Source organism: Nostoc sp. (genome assembly GCF_036919675.1).
Classification (GTDB): Bacteria; Cyanobacteriota; Cyanobacteriia; order Cyanobacteriales; family Nostocaceae; genus Nostoc.
In genome coordinates this window covers 33,789-58,980 of the sequence record NZ_JBALCP010000069.1, presented here as the reverse complement: position 1 = coordinate 58,980, position 25,192 = coordinate 33,789, and the positions used below count along the sequence as shown (strand labels likewise).

Sequence of the window (25,192 nt, the reverse complement as noted above, 5' to 3'; positions counted from 1 at the left end):
TAGTCATAAACTTTTAGCTTGACAAGTCATTGAAATGTCTGATGCCTTTCACTAAATTTTCCTAACCAAAAATATGAGGAGTGATAGAAATGTTCAATCGTTCATTTCATAATTTATGCATTGAATCAATGATTTTGGGGGCTACTTTGCTAGCCAGCACATCAGCTTATGCTGAAGACAGGAATTTGGTAGCTGTGACTCAAATAAATATACCAACTGCGTTGGCGCAGCCTACCGCAGGCATCGCCAAGCGCGTCCTAAATCCCAACCCAACTTCACGTTTCGGGGATAATTTTTCGGAAACAACCATTGCACAAACGCCTGAAATTCCTGCAATCAATAGTGATGCAAGTGTTCCACAGATAAACAGTATATCTCAAGTAACATCTGTATCTCAGTTTTCAGATGTGCAGCCAACTGATTGGGCGCTTCTTGCACTCCAGTCTTTAGTTGAGCGTTATGGATGTATTGCGGGGTATCCGAATAGCATTTATCGGGGAAACCGCGCCATCACTCGCTATGAATTTGCAGCAGGCTTAAATGCTTGTTTATCTCGCATCAACGAGCTAATTGCAACAGCTACATCTGACTTAGTTACCAAAGAAGACTTAACTAGCTTACAAAGACTGCAAGAAGAATTTGCCTCTGAATTAGCAACTCTACGGGGTCGCGTTGATAGTTTAGAAGCTCGGACTGCGGAACTAGAAGCCAATCAGTTTTCTACAACAACAAAGCTTTCTGCGGAAGCCATTTTTGTGATTACGGATGCCTTCGGTGGCTCAGTTAATGGTGATAACACAGTTTTTCAAGATAGAGTTCGCCTCGTTTTCCAAACTAGTTTTACAGGTAAAGACACTCTAAATACTCGTCTAAGTACCGGAAACACTACTCTTTTGCAGCTTCCTGATGGTTCAGCCGAAGGTTTGCAAACCTTCAATCTTGCTCCTGGTAACAACAATCTGTCCCTAGATTGGCTCTCTTACTATTTCCCAGTTGGCAACAAAATCGATGCTTATATAGCAGCCGTGAACGGAGTACTTTATGATTTTGTTCCTACTCTGAGTCCCTATCTTGAGAGTGCCTCAGGAGGTGGTCGTGCTTTGACAGAATTTGCTTCCTCTAGTCCTATCTACCGTATTGGTGGTGGTGCAGGTGGGGGATTCAATTATCGATTCAGTGACCAATTGGTATTGAGCTTGGGTTACTTAGCAGGAGATCATGCCAATCCTCAGCCAGACAGAGGTTTTTTTAATGGTCAATATAGCGCATTTGGACAAATAGCATGGAACCCTAACAAGAACTCTGGCATTGGTTTGACCTATGTAAATGCCTACCAAAATCGGGGAGCAATATTTGACTTGGGTAGTGGTTTTCCACTTGTCGGGACAGCTCAAGCCAATACTCCATTTGAGCGGACGATTACTAACTCCTACGGAGTCGAAGCTTTCTATAAATTTAATCCTCGATTTGCAGTCAATGGGTTCTTTGGCTACACTAACGCCAAAAATCTGGCAGGTAGTGGTAGTGCAGATATTTGGTACTATGCTCTGGGATTGGCATTTCCAGATTTAGGTAAACAAGGCAACCTTGGTGGTGTTCTTGTGGGTGCAGAACCTTATCGGGGTGGTAATCCTGCACCTGCAAACGATTTATCCTTACATATTGAAGGCTTTTACAAGTATCAGCTTACAGATAACATTGCCATCACCCCTGGCGTAATTTGGATTACAGCTCCTGCTCAAAACAATGACAATGAGGATGCGGTAATTGGCACTGTGAGAACAACCTTCACCTTTTAAATAATCAGCAAAGGTGCAAAGAATAATTCATCGAAAGTTGGCGAGTTTTTTATCCTCCTAATCAGCAATGCAGATATAAAAGCTAAAAAACTCTCCCGCTGCTAAGAGGATAGAGGGAGCAGAGATGAATGGCACTAAGTTAAGACATAGCCCTTGCCCTAACATAGTTAAGAGCCGCTGGGAACTCATCCTGGGAGGCGGAGCGTCCTCTTTCTTGACCAGAGGCAGAGCCTCTTAGAATACATTCCCAGTCCAGAGACTGGGAACGAGGTGACACAAGACTTTGGGCTTATCTTAGTGCCATTAGGAGCAGAGACAACATCACAACTATTAACTAATTACTAATTCGTAATTCGTAATTGAATTCTTAACTACGAATTACGTTATACCAATTCTTTGTGAAACTGCACAAAATCAGGCTTGGTAAGACTTGGGGTAAAATCTCCTTGTTCTATGCAACCTCATAGATAATTGGTATTAGGGACTTCCAGTTAAAAAAACATCCCATCGTAGGGGCGCAAGGCCTTGCGCCCCTACAAATGTACAAATAATTTTGGATAATTTATTTTTGTCATTGTCAGTCCCTTAACGAGTCCGCGTACTCCTGCAAAGAAGCAAGCTAGCAAGAGTGTCTCGTAGAGAGCGTCATTATCAATTAGGAATTATTCTAACGCCCTTCACTATTCAAGCTCAGGGGTTGCTGTTCTTCAACTAGTGGCGGTACATCCTGCCAAAGGCTAATTCCATCGTATAATCCTGGAGCCATTAAGAATACTTGAACCCAAAGGATATTGAACCACCAGTAAAGCCCTTGGATAATATTTTCCTGACCTACTAGAGATACTGTCACCAGGTACAAGAAGACCGAAATTATTAAACTAGCAATAGATGCAACTATACCTTTTGTGGGCTGTGATAGCTCTGTGAAAGGCCACATATTGAATTGCCAAACAAATCCTAAACCAACAGTTGTCCAAATAGCTGCAAACGTTGGCCCTGCCGTTGTTGTAAACAAATCCATTCCTAGCTGTTTGAGGAATAATTCTGTAATCAGAGTGAGTAACAAAATAATACCTGTATGCAGTAACCCCAAACGTGGCATTTCTAGTTCCAATTTGTTCAAAGGCCAACGTTCAAAGAAACTGCCGAACACAGTTGAACAAGGATACCAGTACCAAGGGATGTAAAAAGGTTGAAGTCCCCACATTTGTGGCAAAAAGGTAAGGGCAGGGGCAATAAAGAAGATGGCAAAAAAGATATTGAGAAAGCCGCTCACTGGATGCCAGTTGCGTAGTTCCTCAGTGGTAACAATCGTGTTGTCAAAGAAGAATAAACTGGCGGCGGCTGTAATAATTGCTGTTTGTCCCCACAAGCCAACAGGTGTATCAGTGAGAATTGCTTTTGCAGAGATGAACTTCCAAGCTTCTCCAGTAATGTAAACTAGCGCCAACAGCACTACTAAATTCACTGTTCCTCGTCTAAATCGGGTAGAAGAAAAGCGAGAACCTGGATAGCCGTTGAGGGAAAAACCTAGATGCCACCACCAGACGAAGCATATAGTAATGTAGGTCAACTTTGTTCCTACATTCAGCTGAATAATTTGACCAAAGATGAGTTCAAAAATATAGCTAATAACAGCAATTACAGCAATAAAAAGCAGTCCCTTAAATGGCTGACTTTTCCAAATGCTCCGCCTCTGGGTTGGGTTTGCAACACTCATAGGATCAACTTCAATAATGTTAGATTTATCAGGGGCAAAGCATTCTGCTAAATATTCCCTCCAAATGCCTCAGCGAATTTTAGATTTTAGATTTGCAATTTTGGATTGAAAAAATTTCCTAATCCAAAATCTGTCTTGAAAAGTTTGCTCAAGTCGGGGAACCCGCCCACGCAACTTTTGTCTCCGACACGCTAGGCGATCGCAAAATCCAAAATCCAAAATTGAGTCACTCCAATAGAGAATGGGACAATTACAGCCAAGGATGGCGTGGGGGGTAGACACCATTGAGGAAGTAGTTGCCAACAGCGTAGTACTTCCAGCGCACGGGATCGTGGAGTGTGTGAGCACGGGCATTTCGCCAGTGACGATTGTAGTTGAATTGCTCCAATGTGGACTTAGTGCCTGCTAGTTCAAACAACTTGTTGGTAGCTAGTAGTGATGCTTCGGTGGCTAAGGCTTTGGCTTCAGCAACTGCTATCGATGCTTCAACTACCTTGGGTTCTTCTAAACCTGACTCGTTGGCGATGTCGATAAACTCACCCGCACGTCGCAGCAATGCTTCAGCAGCGTGAACCTGAATTTGTACATTGCCTAAGTTATAAAGCGTCAGCGGGTCTTCATATCCTTTTTCTAAATTGCTGTCAACCCAAGGGCGGGTATGGTTGCGGACAAAGTAGATGGTGTCACGGACTGCGGCTTTGGCAATCCCCACGTCTACAGCAGCTTGGATGATTTGCGCGATCGCACCCATTGGTGTTGCCCTCTCAAAGGCTAAGTAGTGCGGAATCACGTGTTCTGCTTTAACTTTCACATTTTCAATAATGGTAGTGCCGCTAGCAGTGGTACGCTGTCCGAAGCTCGTCCAGTCATCAAGTAAGGTCAATCCTGGAGCATCCCGTTCAACAAATGCCACCACTGTTTTCCCATCTGGATTGCTGGCAATGACGGGAACCCAATGTGCTAGTAGTGCCCCAGCAGAGTAGTATTTGCGTCCGTTAAGTACGAAGTCAGAACCATCTGGTTCTAATTTTGTCTGGACATCAGTAACAGACTTAGTGCCAATTTCTGAGAAAGCGTTACCGAACCGCTTGCCTTGTAGAGCCAAATCAAAGAAGAACTTCTTCTGCTCATCTGTGCCATCTAGGCGAACTGCTTCCACCATATAGAGGTGGTTTTGGGGAATTTGACCGAGGCTAGAGTCGGCTTCGGCGATGATTTTAATTACTTCTGCCAGGGTGGCACTTGATACAAAAGCACCGCCATACTCTTTAGGGACTGTAATCCCCCACAATCCACTCTGGGAGAACTTTTCTACTTCCTCAGCAGGGAGACGCCGATTTTGGTCGCGCTCTGAGTCTCCCTTGGCAAACTCAGCTGCTAGTTCGTGAGCGATCGCGATCGCTTCTTGGTCATTCTGAATAATATGTGCCTTCTGTTCTGTATTAATTATTGATGTCATGGTAAAACTCCTTGATGTGATTGAGTGACTCATAATCGCCACTACTATGAGACAATCCGAAATATTTGTATTTGATCAGCACATCCCATTTGAGGGATGGACATCTTGCCCATCTAATGTTATTAATGAACAAGATAGGCGCTGGTATTTACGATCGCTAATTACTGTTGCTGTAGGAGTGGGTTTAGCCGTTATCTAGAACAGCTTCAATCCAGAAAACCCGCCTCTACAAAGTATGTTCCTATTAATCTACACCACAACCAACTGATCAGATGTTCGACGATTAGCTTGTAGTTCGCGCACAATCGGAATTACTGTCTTACCAAATGCAGGCAAATCATCCGAGTAGTGTAAGAAGCCACCGAGAATTAGATCAACTCCCACTTCATACAACTGGCGAATCTTTTCAGCAACTTGATCAGCCGTGCCAATCAAGCCCGACTTGAAGCCATCGTTATACTGCACCAAGTCTTCAAAATTGGAATTTGCCCACATCCCCTGATGCTCACGAGTCGATGCCCCCGCCTGTTTCACGGCTTCGCCAAATCCCTTAACCGCCTCGACATCCGCTTGGGCAATAATTTCGCGCAATACTTCATGGGCTTCTGCTTCCGTATCACGCACAATGATAAAGGAATTCAAACCAAACTTGATTTTGCGTCCTTCTTGACGAGCTAATGCAGACACTTCTTCAATCTGCTCTCGCACCCCTTCTATGGTGTTGCCATTCATGAAATACCAATCAGAGACGCGGCCAGCCATGCGCCGAGCCGCTTTCGAGTTACCACCTTGGAATATCTCCGGGTGTGGATTCTGATTAATTGGTTTAGGCTTCACCCAACCGCCGTTAATGCGGTAAAAGTCGCCTTTAAAGTGAAACTCATCCTCAGTCCACAAACCTTTGAGAACGCGGATAAATTCCTCTGAACGACGATAGCGTTCGTCATGGTCTAACCAATGTTCACCATATATAGTGAATTCATCTTTGAACCAGCCGCTAACTACATTTAGTGCAAACCGTCCGTTAGAGAGAAAATCAATGCTAGAACCCATTTTGGCAACTACTCCCGGATGCCACAATCCAGGGTGAACTGCTGCAATTAGCTTCAATTTCTTGGTGACTGGGGCTAGAGCTGAGACGATTGTTAATGCCTCTAACTGGTACTCAGCGCCATAGCTGGCGATAAATCTAGCTTGTGCTAGAGCATATTCAAATCCAACTTCTTCAGCCGTCTGAGCTAGTTGAGCATTATATTCATAAGTCCAATCTGTCCGTTGGGGGATTTTACTTACCACTAACCCCCCGCTGACGTTGGGAATCCAGTATGCGAACTTAATATCTACCATAATTGTGCGTTTGTAATTGAAACTGCTTGGTTATTTGTCTAAGTTTGCTTATGATCCAACAAAGCCTAATTTGTCATCACGAACAAATCAGCTAAAATTTGAGCCGACAAAATTTTAGTCAAAATTTAAAGCTTGAGAGCGTCTGGAAACTACTCTGAGTTTACAAGTAGACAATCTCAGGTTCTTATGGTCGTAATATACCATAACTCGACTGAAGTACCGTAGTTTTTAATGGATCAGACTATATCACGACAATTTCTCCGATGTCGTAACTCGATATACTTAAATTCCATTTCCCTATTCCATTTTGGAATACTGCCCAATTTTGCTGAGTATTTAATTATTATTTGATATTTGCTGGTTATTAGCCTGATTTAGACAGAGTAACCAGATATCAGGACTCAACAAAGTATCGATACTATTCCATATCGTGATAAGTAAATGCTTTTCATGTGTCATCTGCAACTATACACAGCAGAAATAAATGTGGTAGTGTGAACTCTTAAACTACGGCAATAAAATGTAATTACCGTATTTTAGTTGATGTCTCGTAGAAGAAGGCACAGGAAAAAATTTATGCCACTTCAGTTTGGAATTTGGTCGCCGGTCTGTGGTGGATGGTTGCGAGTTGTCAACCATGAGGCTAATTTATCCACGCAAGATTTGGTAAAGCTGGCAGTTCAGGCAGACGAGTTAGGTTATCACTTCTATTACATTCCTGAACATTACTTGAATGCTGTTCATGGTCCTAATTATAATGTGACTGACGCCTGGATTACAGCAGCTTTAACAAGTTTGAATACCAAGAATATCAAGATTGTTGCGGCTGTACAACCTGGTTTTAAACTACCTGCGGTCGTTGCCAAGCTGAGTGCAGACATTCAAAATCAACTCAGTAATGGTAGATTTGCTCTGAGTGGTATTGCAGGTTGGTGGAAATTAGAAGTAGAAAGCTATGGAGATATCTGGTTACCGCACAGCGATCGCTACGCGCGATTAGAAGAGTATATTGATGTAATCAAGGGGCTGTGGACAGTTGAAGCTTTTAATTACGTTGGTAAATACTACACGATCGCAGGCGGTATTCTTTCAGATAAGCCTACACCAACACCACCGATTTTCATTGCTGGTGAATCAGACCGGGCGATTGACCTAGCGGCTCGTCAGGGAGATTATTTATTTATCAATGCTGATGATCCTGAAAAAACAGCAGCATTGGTGCAGAAAGTGAAAAGATTGGCTAGCGATCGCTACCAGCGCCAGATTAAAGTAGCAATGAGTGCGTTTGCGATCGTTCGTGAACATACCGCCCAAGCCGAAGCCAGATTATCAGCAATTTATCGTTCTGCGGATCAGCAGCAGATCAAATACTTTCAAGAGCAAATCGATCCTAACGTAGTTGCCCACAACAAACTCGATATCAGTCAAACCATTGAAGCCAATCTAGGTTTATCTGCTCAACTCGTTGGCGATCGCTATACTGTTATTCAACGTCTGAAAGAATACGAAGCCGTTGGCGTTGACTTAATAGTACTGAAATTTGAATCTATGTTGGAAGACACTATTCGCTTCCATAAACTAGTGATTTCCGAATATACACAGCAGAACAGCTTAATTGCGTTGTAATTAAAAATCTTGCCTTACCTAGTATGAATAAGATTAAACTCGAAGACATTACCTTAAACCACATCAAAATTTTAAAAGCAGTAGATGACTGTGGTAGCTTCTCTAAAGCAGGACAAAAACTAGGGTATAGCCAGGCATTAATTAGTAAAAAAGTAAAGCAAATAGAGGATTATTTCGGAGTAGTTCTTTTAAATCGCTCTCCTGGCTCTATATGCTTGACTAATAAAGGCAAAAAATTGATTTCCCAGACACTTAATGTAGTAGAAACTGTAGAAAATCTGCAAGAAGAATTTCAAGCAACATTTAGCACTGAGGGCGAAGATTTGATATTGGGGGCTACTAATTTAATTTTAGAAGTCTGGCTAAAACAATATTTACAGCGATTTCAGCTTTGTTTTCCAGGGAGAAATATTAAAGAGATTGCGGTTCAGAATAGCATATTTTTCTCAAATTCTCAACTTATAGAGATGGATCTCTTGCTCAATAGTTGCTCTGGATATAAGGAGGAACACCACTGCACTAGATTAACAACTCATAAAATGCTGCTTGTTTCCTTTGGGGCAAATAAGCATCTCAATGAGCATAGCTTAATTAAAATCAATGATATTGAGCTAGCTGATGTTGTGCTTTTAGATGCGGTTCATCATGAACTATCTAAAAACGAATTTTTGATAAATAAATTAAGTAATACAAAGGTGCTATATAGTTATCAAGATGTCCTCAAATATGCTTCAGAAAATCAAATTTTAACGATTGTACCTGACTTTTGTCAAGCTGATATAATATCTAAATACAAAGCATTAACTTTGACTATTCAAGATGTTAACGAATATGGCATTTATCTTCATGTTCCTCGCTTTAGTGAATTGTTAATATCCGCAGAAAGTTTGGTGAGAAGTTTTAGACTCGATCGGGATAACTTGGAAAGTTTGCCTAATGTGAATCTAATTTTAGGTAGCTGTTCTTCCAAAGAAGAAAATGTTCTGAGGATAGGTATTCAAAGGGATTCTATAGGACAGTTTATTGCTGGGTATGGGACTAAATATATTTCTGATTTACAAAGAGCATCGTCATCACTTGAACAACCTATTTTCAAAAATATTGAAATTAATCGAGATTTCGAGTTACAAATTCTGCCGTTTGCCTCTGGGGAACAAATGAATCGACAGATGAAACGGGGAGAACTGGATATTTGTATTTTAGATGACATCTCTCTCTTGAATAATGGGAGCCAATTTTTTGATGATTTAAGTTTTGGTTCTAAATTAATTGGGATTGCTTCGTATAATCTTTTGGGTGAGGATATTAACATTATTCTCCCTAAAGATTCTTCTATAAACACTATTCAAGAGCTTCAAGGGAAACGAATTTCCACCTTATTTGGTTCAAATGCTCACAGGTTTATCATTACTCTATTTGACCTCTATGATATGGATGTCAGTAAAGATTGCAGATTAGTGAATGAAGATCCTCGGAAAGCAAGTAAGAGTTTAGCAAATAAAACTATAGATGCTTACGTGTGTTGTCACACTTTTGCCTCAATTTTAGAAGGATATGCTTTTGTCAGAAAGCTGCCTTTATCTCAGACGGTTAGTTTAAGAATTCCATCAATCAGAGGAATTGTCTGTCGCTCACAGTTCATTAAAGAAAACCCTAAAATTGTCGTTGCTTATTTACATGATTTAGTAGTTGCTAACTATTGGTTTAATTCATCTCCAATAAATGCAGCAGATTTATTAACTAAAGTGACTGATATTAGAAAAACTCAAGTAAATCAGTTTTTTAATCCTGTCTTTGGTAACCGCATCGATCCGACCCTCAAACCTCAATGGTCTTGGTTGCTGAAAACTTTAAATCGCAGGTTGGAAGGAAAATATGGCATTTCCCTGTTTGATGTAGATTTTTGGATAGATGATTATTTCTTGAGACTTGTCTACAATCTGCTGAATCTAGATTATCATTTTCATCAAGTTTCTTTTGCCAGTGAATTTTCTAGCAGCTATTTTGTCGAGGAACAGTTTAGCCGACACATGAAAGTTCTCTATAATAAATACGATCTGTTGCTCCAAGATTCAATGGCGATCGCTCTCCAGTCAAAGCCAAACCAGTAATTTTGGTTGGTGATGTATGCGATCGCAGTAATTGAACTCACGTTATATTAACAAGGGTAAAAGAAAAACTTTTCCCTTTACCCCTCCAAAACTTTACATACTTTGGTTTAATCGCGCCTATTTACTTCGGCAAAACCACACTTTGACGCACAGTACGCTTGCGATCGCTTTTACGAATACCTCCAGCCATCTGATATTCATGGCTATTGTTACCATACTTATAAGCAATACCACGCAAAATTTTCTCAGAATAGTCTGCCAAATCTTGTTCATTTTCGGTGATCTGGGTTAGTAAGACATCAATAGTCGAGAGGGTGGTATTGTATGCTTCTAGAGATTTTCGGTGTGGAGGGATAATAAAGTTGGAAAACTTTTTGACCTTAAAATATTAATATTACGTTAAGTCCAATCGCAATGACAAAAATAAAGTTGGAAAATTTAGAGTAGCCTAAATGTAATTTGTAAATAAAAAAGTTGGAAAATTTTTCAAAGCCATATACCACAACCTTTTAGCAGCAAGAAGAAACCTGATAATAGGACATTTTGAGTTCCACAAACGCGATCGCAAGTTTTAGCCCCCAATAACTGCAAGATTGTTTCCTTAACAGAACAATAGTGCCTCCTGAAGTGAAAGCCTACATTTATCCACATTTGGAATCAGAGGTACGTGGCGCGTTAGCCCAGGTAAAAAATCTTCTCAGCCAAGGAACGCCAGCAAATGAAATTGTGCTTGTAGCTAGGGATGATACTCTTTATGGGCCAACAGTTTTAGATGTAGCTTACGAGTACAAATTACCAGTACGCGCTCTGTATGGAGTCCCCTTGAACGCCACTAGGTTGGGAGCTTGGGTACAGTTGCTATTGGAGGTTATCCAAGAAAAATTTCCCTTTGAGTCAACTGCCAGATTGCTAAGGCATCCTTTGTGTTCTGCTATATCTGCTCCAGTTTGGCAAGAAGCCCGTAAACAGCATCCATCTGACCTTTTGGCATGGCAAAATTTGGGCGTTAACCTGTCCCTGCTTGATTCGCCGCACGAAGATAGTCGCGCTAATTGGGTAGAGCGGATACAAGATGTATTGAATAAATTTAACTTGCGCCAAGGTGCAGGACGTTGGGCTAGGGAGATTGTTGCTTATTATGAATTTCAAGAAGTGCTGGTGGACTTGTCGAAACCTGAAGAGGAAGTCATCAGTTTAGGAGAATTTGCTGCGGATGTGATAGGCAGTTTAGCACTGATAACTGTGCCTGCCCAACCCGGTAGAGGGGGAGTGGAATTACATACACCCCTGTCATTATTTGGAGCCAAATTTCAGCACGTTTTTGTTTTGGGTACAGTTGAAGGCATTTTACCAGTACCAGTACAAGATGACCCAGTATTGGATTTCTTTGAACGTAAGCTACTGCGCCAACAGGGGTTTGAGTTTGAGGATGCGGCACAAGCAGCGCGAAGAGAGGTAATTTCATTCTACGCTTTACTACAAACTCCTACCCTAAGCTTGACTTTTTCTTACCCGCAGATGGTTGGTAAAGAAGTCACTTTACCCAGTCCTTACCTGTCACGATTAAAACTGGAAGTTGTGCAACCGCTACCTTTACCGATTGCTAGTTTGGAAGAGGCACGACAAATTTATCTCCGACGTGAGACTTTACCAGACGATGATGTTTTACCACAGGCAGTTCATGCTTGGAATGTGGAAAAACGAAGATAAGGAGCAAACCCTTATGATGAGTACGATGGAGTCATTGGTTTGCCATTAGACCCGGATAGACGAGTATTTAGTGCATCTCAGCTAACTGCTTTAGGTCAATGTCCCTTTAAATGGTTTGCTAATAAAGTTTTAAAATTGGCAGAGTTGGAAGAAGCAGAAGAAGAATTAAGTGCAGGATTAAGAGGTTCTCTCTATCACCGTAGCTTGGAACTAGCTTTATTAAATACTTCAGATTTAACCAAAATTACAGAGAATTTACAAAATGCTTTTGTGCAAGCAGAACAAGACTTACAGTTACCTGTATTGTCAGCCTGGGAAGCTCGGAGAGTAGAACATTTAAAAGTTTTAGAACGTGCCTGTGTGCAACCTGATTTTCGTCAACCAGAGGCAGAGTTTTTCCATGTAGAAAAAGAGTTTACTGGAGAATGGTATGGCTTAAATATTAAAGGTATAATTGATAGAATAGACCGCAGCCCTCAAGGTTTAGTTTTATTAGATTACAAAACCAGTTCCCAAGCACCACCAGGTATCAAAGATGAATCTGGTAAAACTAATGTAGATATTCAACTCCCTGTATATATTCACTTTGCTAGTACAACTTTGTTTCCTGGGGAAACAGTACATGAAGCTTATTATTACTCTGTAACCAAGGGCAAAAAGCTTTCTAAGAAACAACCCAGCCAAGAAACACTAGAAGCGATCGCCCAAAAAATCAAAACTTACTTGCAAACAGGATATTACCCTGTTGCACCAGATGTTGATCAAAATGCCTGCCAGTATTGCCCTTACGACTTAGTTTGTCGTAAAGGTTCTCGCCAAAGCCGCAAAGGAATTAACCTATGAGTTTGACTGAACAACAGCAAAAAGCAGCCTATGCCAATGGTAGTGTTGCAGTCATAGCAGGTGCGGGAACTGGTAAAACCTATATGCTTGCCGAACGCTACTTGTATCATCTGCGGGTGCGTGAGTTTTCACCTTTAGAGATAGTTGCAGTCACATATACAGAGAAAGCGGCTGCGGAGTTGCGATCGCGCATTCGTCTTTTGGTTAGTCAGGAATTACCAGAACGTTCTGACTTATTGGCAGAACTTGAGGCGGCTCAAATTAGTACTATCCACGCTTTAGCAATGCGAATCTGTCGGGAACATCCTCAAGCTGCGGATGTGCCACCTGACTTTACAGTTTTAGATAAACTGGAGGGAATTCTTTGGGTTAGCCAGTGGTTAGATGAAGCATTGGATTCTTTACCTGTAGAGCTTTACGAAAAAATTCCTTATTCTTTGATGTCCCAAACTTTGCAGACATTGCTGAAAGACCCAATTGGTGCTGAGAAAGCTCTAGCACAGGGTACTGAAAAATGGCAGCAGTTGGCAGAGGAGTTACAAGAAAAAGCTCTTCGTGAGTTGTTGCAGCATCCAACTTGGAAACAAGCACGCATCACTTTACAAACTTATGTGGGACAAGCAAGTGATCGCTTGGAAGTGGAAAGCCGTCAACCAGCTTTACAAGCAATAGATACTGTAGAGTCGGGAGAAAATATTACAGAATCACTATCAGTAATAGCTGGACTAAAAATTAATGTTGGCAGCAAAAAAAATTGGACAGAGGGAGCCTTAGAAATTGTTAAGAAAACTATCGATGAAGTACGAGAGTTAGTCAAGAAAGCTCTTAAAGATGGTTTAGTAACTCTAGAATTTGGTGTGGCTGATGAGCAGTTAAAGACTATGTTACCAGCACTGCAAGAAGCGTTTAGTTTAGTACAAAAACATATTAATCAAGAGAAACACCGTTCTCGTGTTTTGGACTTTGCAGATTTAGAAGTTGGCGCACTGCGAGCTTTACAAGATGAGCAAGTACAGTTTTATTATGCTCAACGATGGCAGGCTTTCTTAGTCGATGAATTTCAAGATACTAACCCTGTTCAGTCGGAGATATTACAATTACTCACGCAAAATACTTTACTGACTATAGTCGGGGATGCTAAACAATCAATTTATGGCTTTCGCCGTGCTGATGTTGAAGTATTTCATAGTTGGCGCGATCGCATTACAAGTTGTGGTGGAAATGAGGAGACTTTAACTACTAGCTTCCGCACTCATAAACTACTGGTGGATGATATCAACAATATATTTGCCCCATTGTTAGGGAATATACACCAAAATTTAGACGCTCATCGCGCAGACTGCCCTAATTCTCAGCCACCAGTACAAGTTTATACAGTACAAGCCGAGTCAGACATCAATAAACCTCAGCGTTTAAGAGTAGAAGCTTGTCATCTAGCAGAACTCCTCAAACAAATGCTAGATGACAAAATCCCGGTTTACGATAAAAAAACTCAGATGCTGCGTCCAATACTGCCTGGAGATATTGCAATATTGTCTCGCACTTGGCAACCGTTGGAAGTTTACGGCGAAGCTTTGGAAAGTGTGGGAATTCCCGTTGCTTTGGCTGGCGGTGGTAATTTACTAGCGACACGGGAAGCTAAAGATGGTTGGGCGTTGTTGCGTTTTTTGGCTGATCCCAGTGACGATTTAGCTTTAGTGGCAGTCCTGCGTAGTCCGTTTTTTGCAGTTAGCGATCGGGTTCTGTTTACTTTTATTCAAAGCCAAGAAGAAAATGAGACTACAGAATTATATGAACAATCGAAAACTAACTGGTGGCAGAAACTAAAATCATCCGATATTCCTGAATTGCAGCGACCATTACAAGTATTAGGTCAACTGTTGCGCGATCGCAATTTAGAACCCCCAACTCGCCTTCTACAAATAGCAAATTATCTAACTGGTTATACTGCTGTCATTACTAACTTACCTGGTGCAGCACGGCGAGAAGCTGACTGGCGAGGTTTTGTAGAATTATTACAACAGTTAGAATATGGCAGTAGTGATGTGTTTGCCGCAGTACGTCGTCTCAAGCGGTTAGCAGCAGCAGAAATAGAAATACCCCGTTTACCTTTATCAGCTAATGATGCAGTAGCTTTAATGACTATCCATGCTGCTAAAGGCTTGGAGTGGTCAATAGTCGTTATTCCTGATTTAGCTCGTTCCCAACATCATCCCAGCGAAACAGTTTACTTTGACCCTGGATACGGTGTTGCTTTGAAGCTAGAGGATGAGCAAGGTGAAACTCAAAAGCCTGTGCTTTACGTTTGTTTGGAGCATTTGCGGAAACAGAGGGAAGAAGCAGAGGCTTTGCGGGTACTGTATGTAGCTTTAACCCGTGCGCGAGATCAACTAATTCTGACTGCAACCCATGAATCTAAAGGTAGTTTAAATAAGCTAGAACTTGGTTTAGCTGCTGCGGGAATTTCGATAAATACTATTCCTTTTGATTCAGAATTAGCACAACCCCCAGTTCCACCAGAACCACCTTTACCAGCAGAACCTCATAGTTTACTAATTAATTCTGTAGGATCAGGTTTATTTGAATTGCCTGTCACTGCTTTAAGTGAGTATGCCCTATGTCCCAAACGGTTTGCATATCGGTTTATACAAGGCCATCCAGGGATTGGCTCAGGTATTGGAAGGGCAAGGCGAGTGGGAACTTTGGCACACTTGGCTTTGGAACGGGATATCCGCGACTTAGAAACATTAGCAGGATTTGACATTAGTCTGGCAAAAGAATATGTTGATGAGGCTTTGCAGCTAGCACAACGATTTGATCGGGTGGCAAATTTTGCCCAATTTCAACAAGGGCGGTGGGAGTTGCCTGTAAATTTGAATGTTGGACGCTTGACTTTTAACGGTATTGTTGATTTGTTGGGAGATGATTGGGTTCTAGATTTCAAAACTGACCAAGAGATAGACCCACAACATCACCGCTTTCAGCTTTGGGCTTATGCACAAGCAACAGGAAGTACTAATGCCCATATAGCTTACCTGCGGCATGATTATTTGCACACGTTTAGCACTGAAGAATTACAAACCACTGGTCAAGAGGCAGAAATTTTAGTTCAACAGATTTTGGATGGAAATTTCCTGGCTAATTCTTCCCACACTAATTGCGGCTTTTGTGCTTATGGAGAAATTTGTGACCAACGTTTTCAAGAAACAGGAGAGGCAGCAGAGTTAACAACCTTTGAATTGGCAAATACAGAAACCCAGGATAAGCAAGACAGTGAAAATGAAAATTCCTCTTCATCAACAAAGTTATCGTTTGAGGTGAAGAAGCAGCCTGAACAACCAAATATTTCTGAATATGAATTAATAGCCACTAAAATTAGCAGCTACTTTCCCCAAGTAGCAGAACTGTACTATCGGCTGATTATAGTTCCATGCGATCGCACTCAAAAAATCAACTTTCAACAAATTGCTAATGTTAGTAACAATAGATACATCAATGTCAACTTAGAATTGAGTCGAGAGTTACTAGAGTTAACACAACAGCAGCGTTCTTTAAAAGCAGAAGAGTTATTAAGAAAAATAATTGGGAATCCTGATAATAGGGTTATTTTTTTAGAACACTGGGAGATTCTGTTTGATACTTCTCTCAAACTTGATCCATTACGCTGTCTCCAGAAATTAGCCCGCGATCGCATCATTGTTGCCGTATGGAGCGGTATAATTGAAAACAGTCAACTAATATATGCCGAACCAGATCATCCTGAGTACCGCCGTTATCCTACAGCGGATTTTTTAGTGGTTAACCTAGAATAGGCAGAAGCTGACCTCAGCTAGTAACTAGATAGAAGATGGTGCTATGAAATACGGTGAGTTAATTCAATTTGAGCCTATTGAAACTGTAATTCAGTTACAGAATGCTAGCGAATTGGCTGAGGCACAGCGACTAGTTACTACTTATGTAATTTCTGAGGAAATGGGGGAACGGCTTGCAACTGTGGTTTTTCCTAATTTGCAGTTTGAGCAGCCTGCGGACAATAAAGGTATTCTTATTGTAGGAAACTACGGTACTGGCAAGTCGCACTTAATGTCAGTATTGAGTGCGATCGCAGAACATACAGAACTTTCTAGCTATCTCCAAAATCCTCAAGTTGCTGAAAGTGCGCGTCCCATTGCTGGTAAGTTCAAGGTGATTCGCATAGAACTGGGTTCCACAACAATGGATTTGCGAGAGGTTGTCTGTTCCCAGTTAGAAGCAGCACTCTTAGATTGGGGGATTGAATTTCAGTTTCCCTCAAGGGATACAATCCCTAACCACAAGGGTGTATTTGAAGATATAATGGTGCTTTTTCACACACAGTTTTCTGACCAAGGTTTGCTGTTTGTAGTGGATGAACTGCTGGACTATTTACGCAGTCGCAAAGACCAAGCGTTAATTCTCGACCTCGGTTTTTTGCGGGAATTGGGCGAAGTTTGCAAAGATTTGAGGTTCCGCATTATTGCAGGTTTGCAAGAAACTTTATTTGATAATCCTCGTTTTGCATTTGTAGCTGATGCAATTCGTCGAGTCAAAGACCGTTTTGAGCAAATTCTAATTGCTCGTAGAGATATTAAATATGTAGTTGCAGAACGTCTGTTAAAAAAAACCGCAGACCAACTCACAAAAATTCGAGAACATTTAACTCCTTTCGCAAAGTTCTACGGCAATATGAACGAGCGGATGGATGAATTTGTCAGGCTGTTTCCCATTCACCCGGATTATATTGATACATTTGAGCTAATTACTGTTGCTGAAAAACGGGAAGTGCTGAAAACTCTGTCTCTGACGATGCGGAAATTGGTCAGCCAAAATATGCCGGAAGATGCACCGGGTTTAATTGCTTACGATAGCTACTGGGATACCCTCAAAGAAAACCCTTCCTTCCGCGCAGTTCCTGATATTCGCGCAGTAATTGATTGTTCCCAGGTGCTAGAAGGACGCATTCGCCAAGCTTTGACTCGTCCTATTTATAAGCCAATAGCATTGCGAATTATCGCCGCGCTATCAGTACATCGTTTAACTGTAGGAGATATTTACTCACCTTTGGGTGCAACACCAGATGAGTTAAGAGATAGTTTATGTCTCTATGACCCGGTAGTAGCAGAGTTAGGGGGTGAGCCTGCGGATGATTTGCTCTCCCAAATTGAAACGGTATTGCGGGAAATTTATAAAACGATTAGTGGGCAGTTTATTTCCTCTAACACTAATAATCGTCAATATTATATTGATTTAAAGAAAACAGATGATTACGATGCTTTAATTGAGAAGCGAGCCGAGAGTCTCGATAGTTCACAGTTAGATAAATATTATTTTTTAGCGCTCCAGCAGGTGCTAGAATGCACAGACCAAACTTATGTCACTGGTTATCGCATTTGGTTACATGAGTTAGAGTGGACGACCAAAAAAGTTACTCGCCAAGGCTATTTGTTTTTTGGTGCGCCAAATGAACGTTCTACCGCAGCTCCATCAAGAGATTTTTATCTGTACTTTATTCCACCTTTTGACCCGCCACCTTATAAAAAAGAAAAAAATCCTGATGAGGTTTTCTTTGAATTAGCAAAGCTTGATGATATCTTTCGGCAGAATTTGAATAAGTACGCTGCTGCATTAGACTTAGGTTCAACTTCATCAGGACAAGCTAAGAGAAGTTATGACGATAAAGCAAAAGGCTTTCTACGTAATTTGGTTAATTGGCTGCAAGAACACATGACAACAGCCTTTGAAGTAACTCATCAAGGGAAAACTAAACCCTTTTTGGAATGGATGAAGGGCGTGAAAGCAGCGAGTGGTGTGCGTGCGAATGTGCGCGATATTCTCAACACAATTAGTTCTGGCTGTTTGGCTAGCCATTTTACCGATCAAGCACCAGAATATCCTACTTTTAATGTGCTGATTACCAGTGCGAACAGAAGCCAAGCTGCACAGGACGCATTGCGTTTTATTAAGGGTAGCAGCAAAACCCAGCAAGCGATCGCAGTTCTTGATGCTCTAGAATTACTTGATGGCGATAAGCTTGATGTTCATCACTCTAGATACGCTAACTATATTTTGTCTCTTTTACAGCAAAAGGGTTCTGGTCAAGTTCTCAACCGTACAGAAATTATTCAGGATGTCTTGGGTGTGGAGTATATGGCTCCCGGTCAATATCGCCTAGAACGGGAGTGGGTTGTAGTTTTGTCGGCAACATTAGTTTATAACGGGGATATAGTATTAGCTGTTCCAGGTAACAAGTTTGATGCTAATAATTTGGATGCTTTGGTAACTACTTCTGTTGAGGAATTAATTAACTTTAAGCACCTTGAACAACCGAAAGATTGGAATTTACCTGCACTGAGGGCATTATTTGAACTATTAGGACTGACACCAGGAATGGCTCAGTTAATAACTCAGGGTCAAGCTGAACCAGTTCAGGAATTGCAGAAAACTGTTAGTCAAACAGTTAATGAACTTGTATTGGCACGTCAGAAATTACAAACTGGTTTAATTTTCTGGGGACGAAATCTTTTAACTGATGTATTACAGGATGAATATCGCTCTAATTTAGACCGAACTAAAACTTTTCTTGAGTCACTACAATCTTTTACTACCCCCGGTAAACTGAAAAACTTCCGCTATCAGGAGCAAGAAATCACTACACACCGTGGTGGTTTGCAAACCTTGGCAGAAATTACTGCACTGCAAGATTTACTCACCAACCTGGGATCAATTGCATCTTACCTGACTACAGCCGAGGCAGTGTTACCGAGTGAACATCCTTGGTTAGCTAAAATGCGACAGGAGCAGGGAGAAATTCTTTCCAATATTTTAAATTACCAGAAGCGTTCTACAGCTAATTTTCGTCAGCAAACCTTACAAAAACTAGCAAACCTGAAGCAGAATTACATTCAAGATTACATGGCATTGCATACCAGTGCGCGATTGGGTGTAAATGAAGACAAGCTCAAAAACCAGTTGGTGCAAGATTTGCGATCGCAAAGTTTACAGAAATTGACGACAATAGATTTAATGCCAGCTAGTCAGTTCCGGGAGTGGCAAGATAATTTGGCAAGTTTGAAAACTTGTGCAGTATTGACTGAGCAGGAATTGCAAGCCACAGCTATTTGTCCTCACTGTCAGTTTAAACCAGCAACTGAGGCAATAGAAATACCTGCTAGCAGCGAGTTAGCAGAGATTGAAACTGAGTTAGATCAAATTTTGGCGAATTGGACGCAGACACTACTGGCGAATTTGGAAGACCCGACAACGCGAGAAAATTTAAATTTGCTCAAATCGGAGCAAAGACAGTTAGTAGATAAGTTTTTGTCCTCAAGGATTCTACCTAATCCATTGACGAACGAGTTTATTTATGCGGTCAAGGAAGTCCTTTCCGGTTTGGCGAAAGTGGTAGTGAAGACGCAAGACTTACAAAAAGTTTTACTTGCAGGTGGTTTTCCTTGTACTGTGCAAGAAATGAAGAAGCGTTTCGATGACTATCTTAACGACCTTGCCAGGGGTAAAGATTTAAGTAAGGTGAGAATTGTCGTTGAGTGAGAGAATCTTAAAAGTTCATCGCCTATGTAACGCGATATACGACTTATTCTTAGAACCCCTCTCCAAACCTCTCCCCCAAAGGGAGAGGCTTTGATTCTTGCTCCCCTTCCCTTGTAGGGAAGGGGTTGGGGGTTAGGTCTGACGTTATATACTAACTTTTTCCTCACTTGTAGAGGGTTAAGGGTAGAGTTTTGCACAATTGCGGGTACTAGAGTAAACATCAGATGAGTTTTGACAATGTATGTAAATATTTAGCCGAACAATACCCAGGCGAATTTGTTCGTTGGTTGCTGGGGGTGGAAGGACAGACAGTTAAGGTGTTAAAAACAGAACTGAGTTTAGAACCAATTCGCGCAGACTCAGTTACTTTCCTGCAAACAGCGAATCGAATTTTACATCTGGAGTTTCAAACCGAAGCTATATCAAAACCTCCGCTTCCTTTTCGGATGGTGGATTATTCGATTCGTTTAAAGCGACAATATAAGTGTCCTGTGACCCAAGCGATTGTATTTTTGCAGGAAACTACAAATGAACTTGCTTTTACCCAGGAATATCAAGACGAAACCACCATCCACCGCTATCAGGTTATCCGCTTGTGGGAGCAATATTCGGAATTGTTCCTCAATAACCTGGGACTTTTACCTCTAGCACCATTGACGCGAACTGATTCTCCTCAAAGGTTGCTAGCACAAGTTGCAGAAACAGTGGCTAGAATTCCAGATAGAGAACAGCAACAAAATATTGCAGGGTGTTTAGGGATTTTAGCTGGTTTGCGGTTTGAGAAAGAGTTAATTAGTCAATTTTTGCGGGAGGAGATTATGCAAGGATCTGTGATTTATCAAGATATTTGGGAACGTTCAAGAAAAGAAGAAGCGGTTTCATTCTGTATATCTTTACTTGATGAACGCTTTGGCGAGATTAATTCATCAATAATTGAGCGAGTTAGGTCTTTGTCTGTAGAAAAATTAGAGGCTTTAGGTAGAGCGTTATTCAGAATTGCAGCAGTTGATGGTTTAGTTGCTTGGTTGGAAGAAAACGTATAAATTTCCACCTTCTATCCCCTCATTTATTCACGCAGTACACAGCAGGAAAGTGATGATGAAGGTAAATTTATGAGAGAACATATAAAAAATTAAGTACAAAATGGATTCAGAGCAATTATCATTAGACATTCAATTAAAAGCCAATTCATTACCACAAAACACTGTAGAGTGTCTTGGTATATCTTTTGAAAGTGAGCAGGCGAGGCGAGATTATTTTTTGGAAAAGCTGCGACAAAAGTTAAAAGACCCTAACTTTCGCAATATTGAGGGATTTGCTCGTGGTGAAGATGAAGATATTCTGGCAATGTCAGATCCACCTTACTACACTGCTTGCCCAAATCCTTGGATAGCTGAGTTAATTGAGCAATTCGGCAAACAGTACAACTCAGACACAGATGATTATCACAGGGAGCCTTTTACAGCAGATGTGAGTGAAGGTAAAACTGATGGTCTTTATACAGCCCATAGCTACCACACTAAGGTTCCGCATAAAGCAATTGCTCGCTACATTCTCCACTATACCGAACCAGGAGATGTTGTTCTTGACGGCTTTGCAGGTTCGGGAATGACAGGTGTAGCTGCTCAAATGTGTGCTAAACCAGATCCAGATTTTAGATATACTGTCGAGTCAGAACGTAAAACTGCTGATTTACCTCAGCCAGAATGGGGTACGCGAAAAGTTGTATTGAACGATTTAGGTGTAGCAGCTACATTTATAGCTGCTAATTATAATTTGCCTTTTAATGTCAATGCTTTTAAAGGTGAAGCTCAACGTATTTTAGATGAGCTAAAGCAGGAAATCGGTTGGATGTACGAAACTTTGCACACAGATGGCAGAACAAAAGGTCAAATTAATTACACAGTGTGGAGTGAAATTTTTGCTTGTCCTGAATGTGGTGAAGAAATTATTTTCTTAGAAGAAGCATTAGACAAAGAAACCAAGCGAGTCAGAGATACATTCCCTTGTCCTAATTGTTCTGCACAATTAACAAAAGATAATTTGCAAAGGTTGATGGAAACTTTTTTAGATCCAGCAACCAATCAACCTCATCAAAGAATTAAGTTTACACCAGTATTTATTAACTACAGTATTAAAAAAGCTAAATATGAAAAAGAACTTGATCAACAAGATTGGGAAATTTTAAAGTTAATAGAACAACTTCCGCTACCAAAAACAATACCTACCGACAATTTTCCAATTAAGCAAATGTATCATGGTTCGCGTTTAGCTCCTAAAGGTTTTACACGCGTTCACCATTTGTTTCTTGCCCGTGCTGCTCAAGCTTTAGGAACTTTATGGTCAAAAGCTACTATTAGAAATGATAGACGAATACGCAACATCTTACTGTTTTTTATAGAACAGGGTGTTCGTGGTATGTCTTTGCTAAATCGCTATAAGCCAATTCAGTACGGAAGAATAGGCGGTTCACAAGTCGGTTTAGATTTGAACGGAGTTTACTATATTCCGTCTATTTCTACAGAAGTTAGTCCTTGGTATCAGTTTGATGGAAAACTTCAACGATTAACAAAAGCATTTGAATCTTTTCGTACAAATCTTGACCAAGCTGTAATTACAACTGGTACGGCTGCTCAACAAGGTATTGCTAATAACTCAATAGACTATATTTTCACTGACCCTCCTTTTGGTGAAAATATTTATTATGCTGACCTTAATTTCTTAGTAGAATCATGGCATCGTGTACATACCAACGCTGAACCGGAAGCTATTGTTGATAAAGCTAAGGGGAAAGAATTAATAGATTATCAAAAATTAATGGAGTCTTGTTTTACTGAATATCATCGTGTTCTCAAACCAGGACGCTGGATGACAGTGGTTTTTCATAACTCACGTAATGCCGTTTGGAATGCTATTCAAGAAGCAATGCTAGCATCTGGTTTTGTCGTGGCTGATGTACGAACATTAGATAAACAGCAGGGTTCTTATCGGCAAGTTACCAGCACCGCAGTTAAGCAAGACCTTATAATTACTGCTTACAAACCTAGTAAACAATTAGAACAAAATTTTCAATTAAAAATTGGTACGCAAGAAACTGCTTGGGAGTTTATACGCAGTCATCTCCGTCAACTTCCTGTTTTTATTGCTAAAAATGGACATTCAGAAATTATTGTAGAAAGGCTAAATTATCTCTTGTTTGACCGTATGGTTGCCTTTCATATTGAAAGACAGGAAAGTGTACCATTATCAGCCTCTGAGTTTTATTTAGGATTGGAACAAAGGTTTGCCAAACATGATGAAATGTACTTTTTGCCTGAACAAGCTGCTGAGTACGAGAGAAAACGTTTAACAGTAAAAGAAGTTCTTCAGTTAGAACTTTTTGTTACAGATGAATCGAGTGCTATTCTTTGGCTTAAGCAACAACTTACTAAAAAACCTCAAACGCTCCAAGAACTTACTCCTCAATTCATGAAGGAAACTCAAGGAGGCTGGACTAAGTATGAAAAATCTCCAGAACTACGTGATTTATTAAATCAGAATTTTTTAAGCTATGAAGGTGAGGAGTATATACCTCTACAAATTGTTTCATGGTTAAAACAATCTTCTATTTATCATGCAAAAATCCAGCAAATAGAACAAACTTCGCTATCAGAATCAGGATTAAAAACAACAGAACCTATACTGATAGAAGCAGCAAGAGATAGATGGTATATTCCCGACACTAATAAAGCTGGAGATTTAGAAAAGCTAAGAGAGAAAAGCCTTCTTAAAGAATTTGAAGAATACCGAGACTCTAAGCAGAAACAAATAAAACGTGTTCGTTTAGAAGCGGTTCGTGCTGGTTTTAGAAAAGCATGGCAAGAGCGTAACTATCCAATCATTATTGAGGTAGCACAAAAAATTTCTGAAAATATTCTTCAAGAAGACCCTAAACTATTGATGTGGTACGATCAATCTTTGACTAGGGCTGGTGAAGAGAATGTTTGAATATTTACTTGTAGAAGAATTAGGACTTTTTTCAAGGCTAGAATGGCAAAACCATAAAAAAATTAACATTATCATAGGTGAAAATGATACAGGTAAAACTTATATTTTAAAAGTTCTTTATTGTATAGCTAAAAGTGTTGAAGAATATACTAAAAGCTCAGAAACTGATAATAAAAGCTGGAAGGAAATCTTATCTGAAAAAATGTTTTGGGTTTATCAACCGGCTAAACGTAAGCTAGGTGAAATTGTCAAGAAAAGTAGTAATCGTCTCAATATTGAAACAATCTTAAGAAGTGATGACTATAGTTTTTCTTTTGGTAAAGATACAAAAGATACTATTACAAAATGTACTGATCCAGTTTATAAAAAATTAGATTTGAATGCTTTATATCTACCAACTAAAGAAATTCTTACTGCTTTTGATGCCATAGCAGCAGTTAATGAACAGTTAAAAATATTTGGCTTTGACCAGACTTATCAAGATTTGATACAAGCTTTGAGATTACCTACCTCTGCTAAGAAGTTAGATAAACCTTTAGAAGATGTTCTTGAGTCATTAGAAACTTTATTCCGAGGAAACCTTGCTTTAGAAAGAAAAAGATTTATTTTTAAGCGAGGACGCGAAAAATATGATATGTCTCAGGTAGCAGAGGGTATTAAAAAAATTAGTATATTAACTACATTAATACGTAATAGAACTATTAAAAAAGGTACGATTTTATTTATCGATGAACCAGAAACTAATTTACATCCTCGTGCCATTATTGCTTTGTGTGATATGCTTTTCTCTTTGAGTCAAGTAGGAGTACAGATTTATTTAGCTACTCACAGTTATTTTGTGATTAAACAGTTTGAAATATTAGCACGTAGACACCAAGAAAGTATTGAGCTATGTTGCTTAGAAAGAACAGAAAATATTAGTGTTAAATTTAATGATTTGAAAGAAGGAATGCCTGATAATCCCATCATAGACGCATCCATAGGTTTATATGAAGCAGATGTAAGACTAGATTTAGAAGCATAG

15 protein-coding genes are annotated in these 25,192 nt (G+C 40.3%); 11 read left to right on the top strand and 4 right to left on the bottom strand.

The window, feature by feature from the left end:
- Positions 1–89: 89 nt before the first annotated feature.
- Entirely contained in the window at positions 90–1,799 is a 1,710-nt protein-coding gene (locus V7K49_RS15005; protein WP_334867770.1) for an iron uptake porin, read from the top strand.
- Between the two features lie 667 nt (positions 1,800–2,466).
- On the opposite strand, the gene V7K49_RS15000 is transcribed toward V7K49_RS15005, so the two are convergent.
- Together V7K49_RS15000 and V7K49_RS14995 are read right to left on the bottom strand one after the other, a co-directional pair.
- Positions 2,467–3,519 carry a hypothetical protein gene (locus tag V7K49_RS15000; RefSeq protein ID WP_334867768.1) on the bottom strand — a complete coding sequence of 351 codons (1,053 nt, stop codon included), beginning with the start codon at positions 3,517–3,519 and terminating at the stop codon, positions 2,467–2,469.
- A gap of 250 nt (positions 3,520–3,769) precedes the next feature.
- Positions 3,770–4,978: an SfnB family sulfur acquisition oxidoreductase gene (locus V7K49_RS14995; protein WP_335206224.1), complete on the bottom strand. Its 1,209-nt coding sequence runs from the start codon at positions 4,976–4,978 to the stop codon at positions 3,770–3,772.
- A gap of 46 nt (positions 4,979–5,024) precedes the next feature.
- On the opposite strand from V7K49_RS14995, the gene V7K49_RS14990 reads away from it, so the two are divergent.
- Entirely contained in the window at positions 5,025–5,177 is a 153-nt protein-coding gene (locus V7K49_RS14990) for a hypothetical protein (RefSeq protein ID WP_335206222.1), read from the top strand.
- A 50-nt stretch (positions 5,178–5,227) separates the two neighbouring features.
- On the opposite strand, the gene sfnG is transcribed toward V7K49_RS14990, so the two are convergent.
- Positions 5,228–6,325: a dimethylsulfone monooxygenase SfnG gene (sfnG, locus tag V7K49_RS14985; RefSeq protein ID WP_334867760.1), complete on the bottom strand. Its 1,098-nt coding sequence runs from the start codon at positions 6,323–6,325 to the stop codon at positions 5,228–5,230.
- Positions 6,326–6,901: 576 nt separating this feature from the next.
- On the opposite strand from sfnG, the gene V7K49_RS14980 reads away from it, so the two are divergent.
- Both V7K49_RS14980 and V7K49_RS14975 read left to right on the top strand, forming a co-directional pair.
- Positions 6,902–7,951, top strand: coding sequence for an LLM class flavin-dependent oxidoreductase (locus V7K49_RS14980; protein WP_334867758.1), 1,050 nt, complete (start codon positions 6,902–6,904; stop codon positions 7,949–7,951).
- Between the two features lie 23 nt (positions 7,952–7,974).
- Entirely contained in the window at positions 7,975–10,062 is a 2,088-nt protein-coding gene (locus tag V7K49_RS14975) for a LysR family transcriptional regulator (protein WP_335206220.1), read from the top strand.
- Between the two features lie 121 nt (positions 10,063–10,183).
- On the opposite strand, the gene V7K49_RS14970 is transcribed toward V7K49_RS14975, so the two are convergent.
- Positions 10,184–10,324, bottom strand: a complete 141-nt coding sequence (locus tag V7K49_RS14970; RefSeq protein ID WP_335206219.1) for a hypothetical protein — start codon at positions 10,322–10,324, stop codon at positions 10,184–10,186.
- 353 nt (positions 10,325–10,677) lie between these two features.
- Between V7K49_RS14970 and V7K49_RS14965 the strand changes: the two genes are divergently transcribed.
- The 7 genes from V7K49_RS14965 (at position 10,678) to V7K49_RS14935 (ending at position 25,192) form a co-directional block, all read left to right on the top strand.
- Positions 10,678–11,772, top strand: coding sequence for a hypothetical protein (locus V7K49_RS14965; protein ID WP_335206217.1), 1,095 nt, complete (start codon positions 10,678–10,680; stop codon positions 11,770–11,772).
- 39 nt (positions 11,773–11,811) lie between these two features.
- Positions 11,812–12,615: a RecB family exonuclease gene (locus tag V7K49_RS14960; protein ID WP_335206215.1), complete on the top strand. Its 804-nt coding sequence runs from the start codon at positions 11,812–11,814 to the stop codon at positions 12,613–12,615.
- Positions 12,612–16,427, top strand: a complete 3,816-nt coding sequence (gene brxF / locus V7K49_RS14955) for a BREX-3 system P-loop-containing protein BrxF (protein WP_335206213.1) — start codon at positions 12,612–12,614, stop codon at positions 16,425–16,427. Before V7K49_RS14960 ends, brxF begins: the two co-directional genes overlap by 4 nt.
- A 43-nt stretch (positions 16,428–16,470) precedes the next feature.
- Positions 16,471–20,181 carry a DUF6079 family protein gene (locus tag V7K49_RS14950; protein WP_335206212.1) on the top strand — a complete coding sequence of 1,237 codons (3,711 nt, stop codon included), beginning with the start codon at positions 16,471–16,473 and terminating at the stop codon, positions 20,179–20,181.
- Positions 20,182–20,405: 224 nt separating this feature from the next.
- Positions 20,406–21,224, top strand: a complete 819-nt coding sequence (locus tag V7K49_RS14945; RefSeq protein ID WP_335206210.1) for a DUF4351 domain-containing protein — start codon at positions 20,406–20,408, stop codon at positions 21,222–21,224.
- 427 nt (positions 21,225–21,651) lie between these two features.
- Positions 21,652–24,168 (top strand): DNA methyltransferase, encoded by a 2,517-nt coding sequence (locus tag V7K49_RS14940; protein WP_335206209.1) that lies wholly within the window; start codon positions 21,652–21,654, stop codon positions 24,166–24,168.
- The gene (locus V7K49_RS14935) at positions 24,161–25,192 is read left to right on the top strand and encodes an ATP-binding protein (RefSeq protein ID WP_335206208.1); all 1,032 of its coding nucleotides are present in this window, start codon (positions 24,161–24,163) and stop codon (positions 25,190–25,192) included. The genes V7K49_RS14940 and V7K49_RS14935 overlap by 8 nt, the downstream gene beginning before the upstream one ends.

Bases quoted from the DNA above. Each gene is read 5' to 3' on its own strand.
- V7K49_RS14935 (WP_335206208.1), top strand. From the start codon at position 24,161: ATGTTTGAATATTTACTTGTAGAAGAATTAGGACTTTTTTCAAGGCTA.
- V7K49_RS14995 (WP_335206224.1), bottom strand. From the start codon at position 4,978: ATGACATCAATAATTAATACAGAACAGAAGGCACATATTATTCAGAAT.
- V7K49_RS14980 (WP_334867758.1), top strand. From the start codon at position 6,902: ATGCCACTTCAGTTTGGAATTTGGTCGCCGGTCTGTGGTGGATGGTTG.
- brxF (WP_335206213.1), top strand. From the start codon at position 12,612: ATGAGTTTGACTGAACAACAGCAAAAAGCAGCCTATGCCAATGGTAGT.
- sfnG (WP_334867760.1), bottom strand. From the start codon at position 6,325: ATGGTAGATATTAAGTTCGCATACTGGATTCCCAACGTCAGCGGGGGG.
- V7K49_RS15005 (WP_334867770.1), top strand. From the start codon at position 90: ATGTTCAATCGTTCATTTCATAATTTATGCATTGAATCAATGATTTTG.
- V7K49_RS15000 (WP_334867768.1), bottom strand. From the start codon at position 3,519: ATGAGTGTTGCAAACCCAACCCAGAGGCGGAGCATTTGGAAAAGTCAG.
- V7K49_RS14975 (WP_335206220.1), top strand. From the start codon at position 7,975: ATGAATAAGATTAAACTCGAAGACATTACCTTAAACCACATCAAAATT.
- V7K49_RS14990 (WP_335206222.1), top strand. From the start codon at position 5,025: ATGAGACAATCCGAAATATTTGTATTTGATCAGCACATCCCATTTGAG.
- V7K49_RS14945 (WP_335206210.1), top strand. From the start codon at position 20,406: ATGAGTTTTGACAATGTATGTAAATATTTAGCCGAACAATACCCAGGC.
- V7K49_RS14950 (WP_335206212.1), top strand. From the start codon at position 16,471: ATGAAATACGGTGAGTTAATTCAATTTGAGCCTATTGAAACTGTAATT.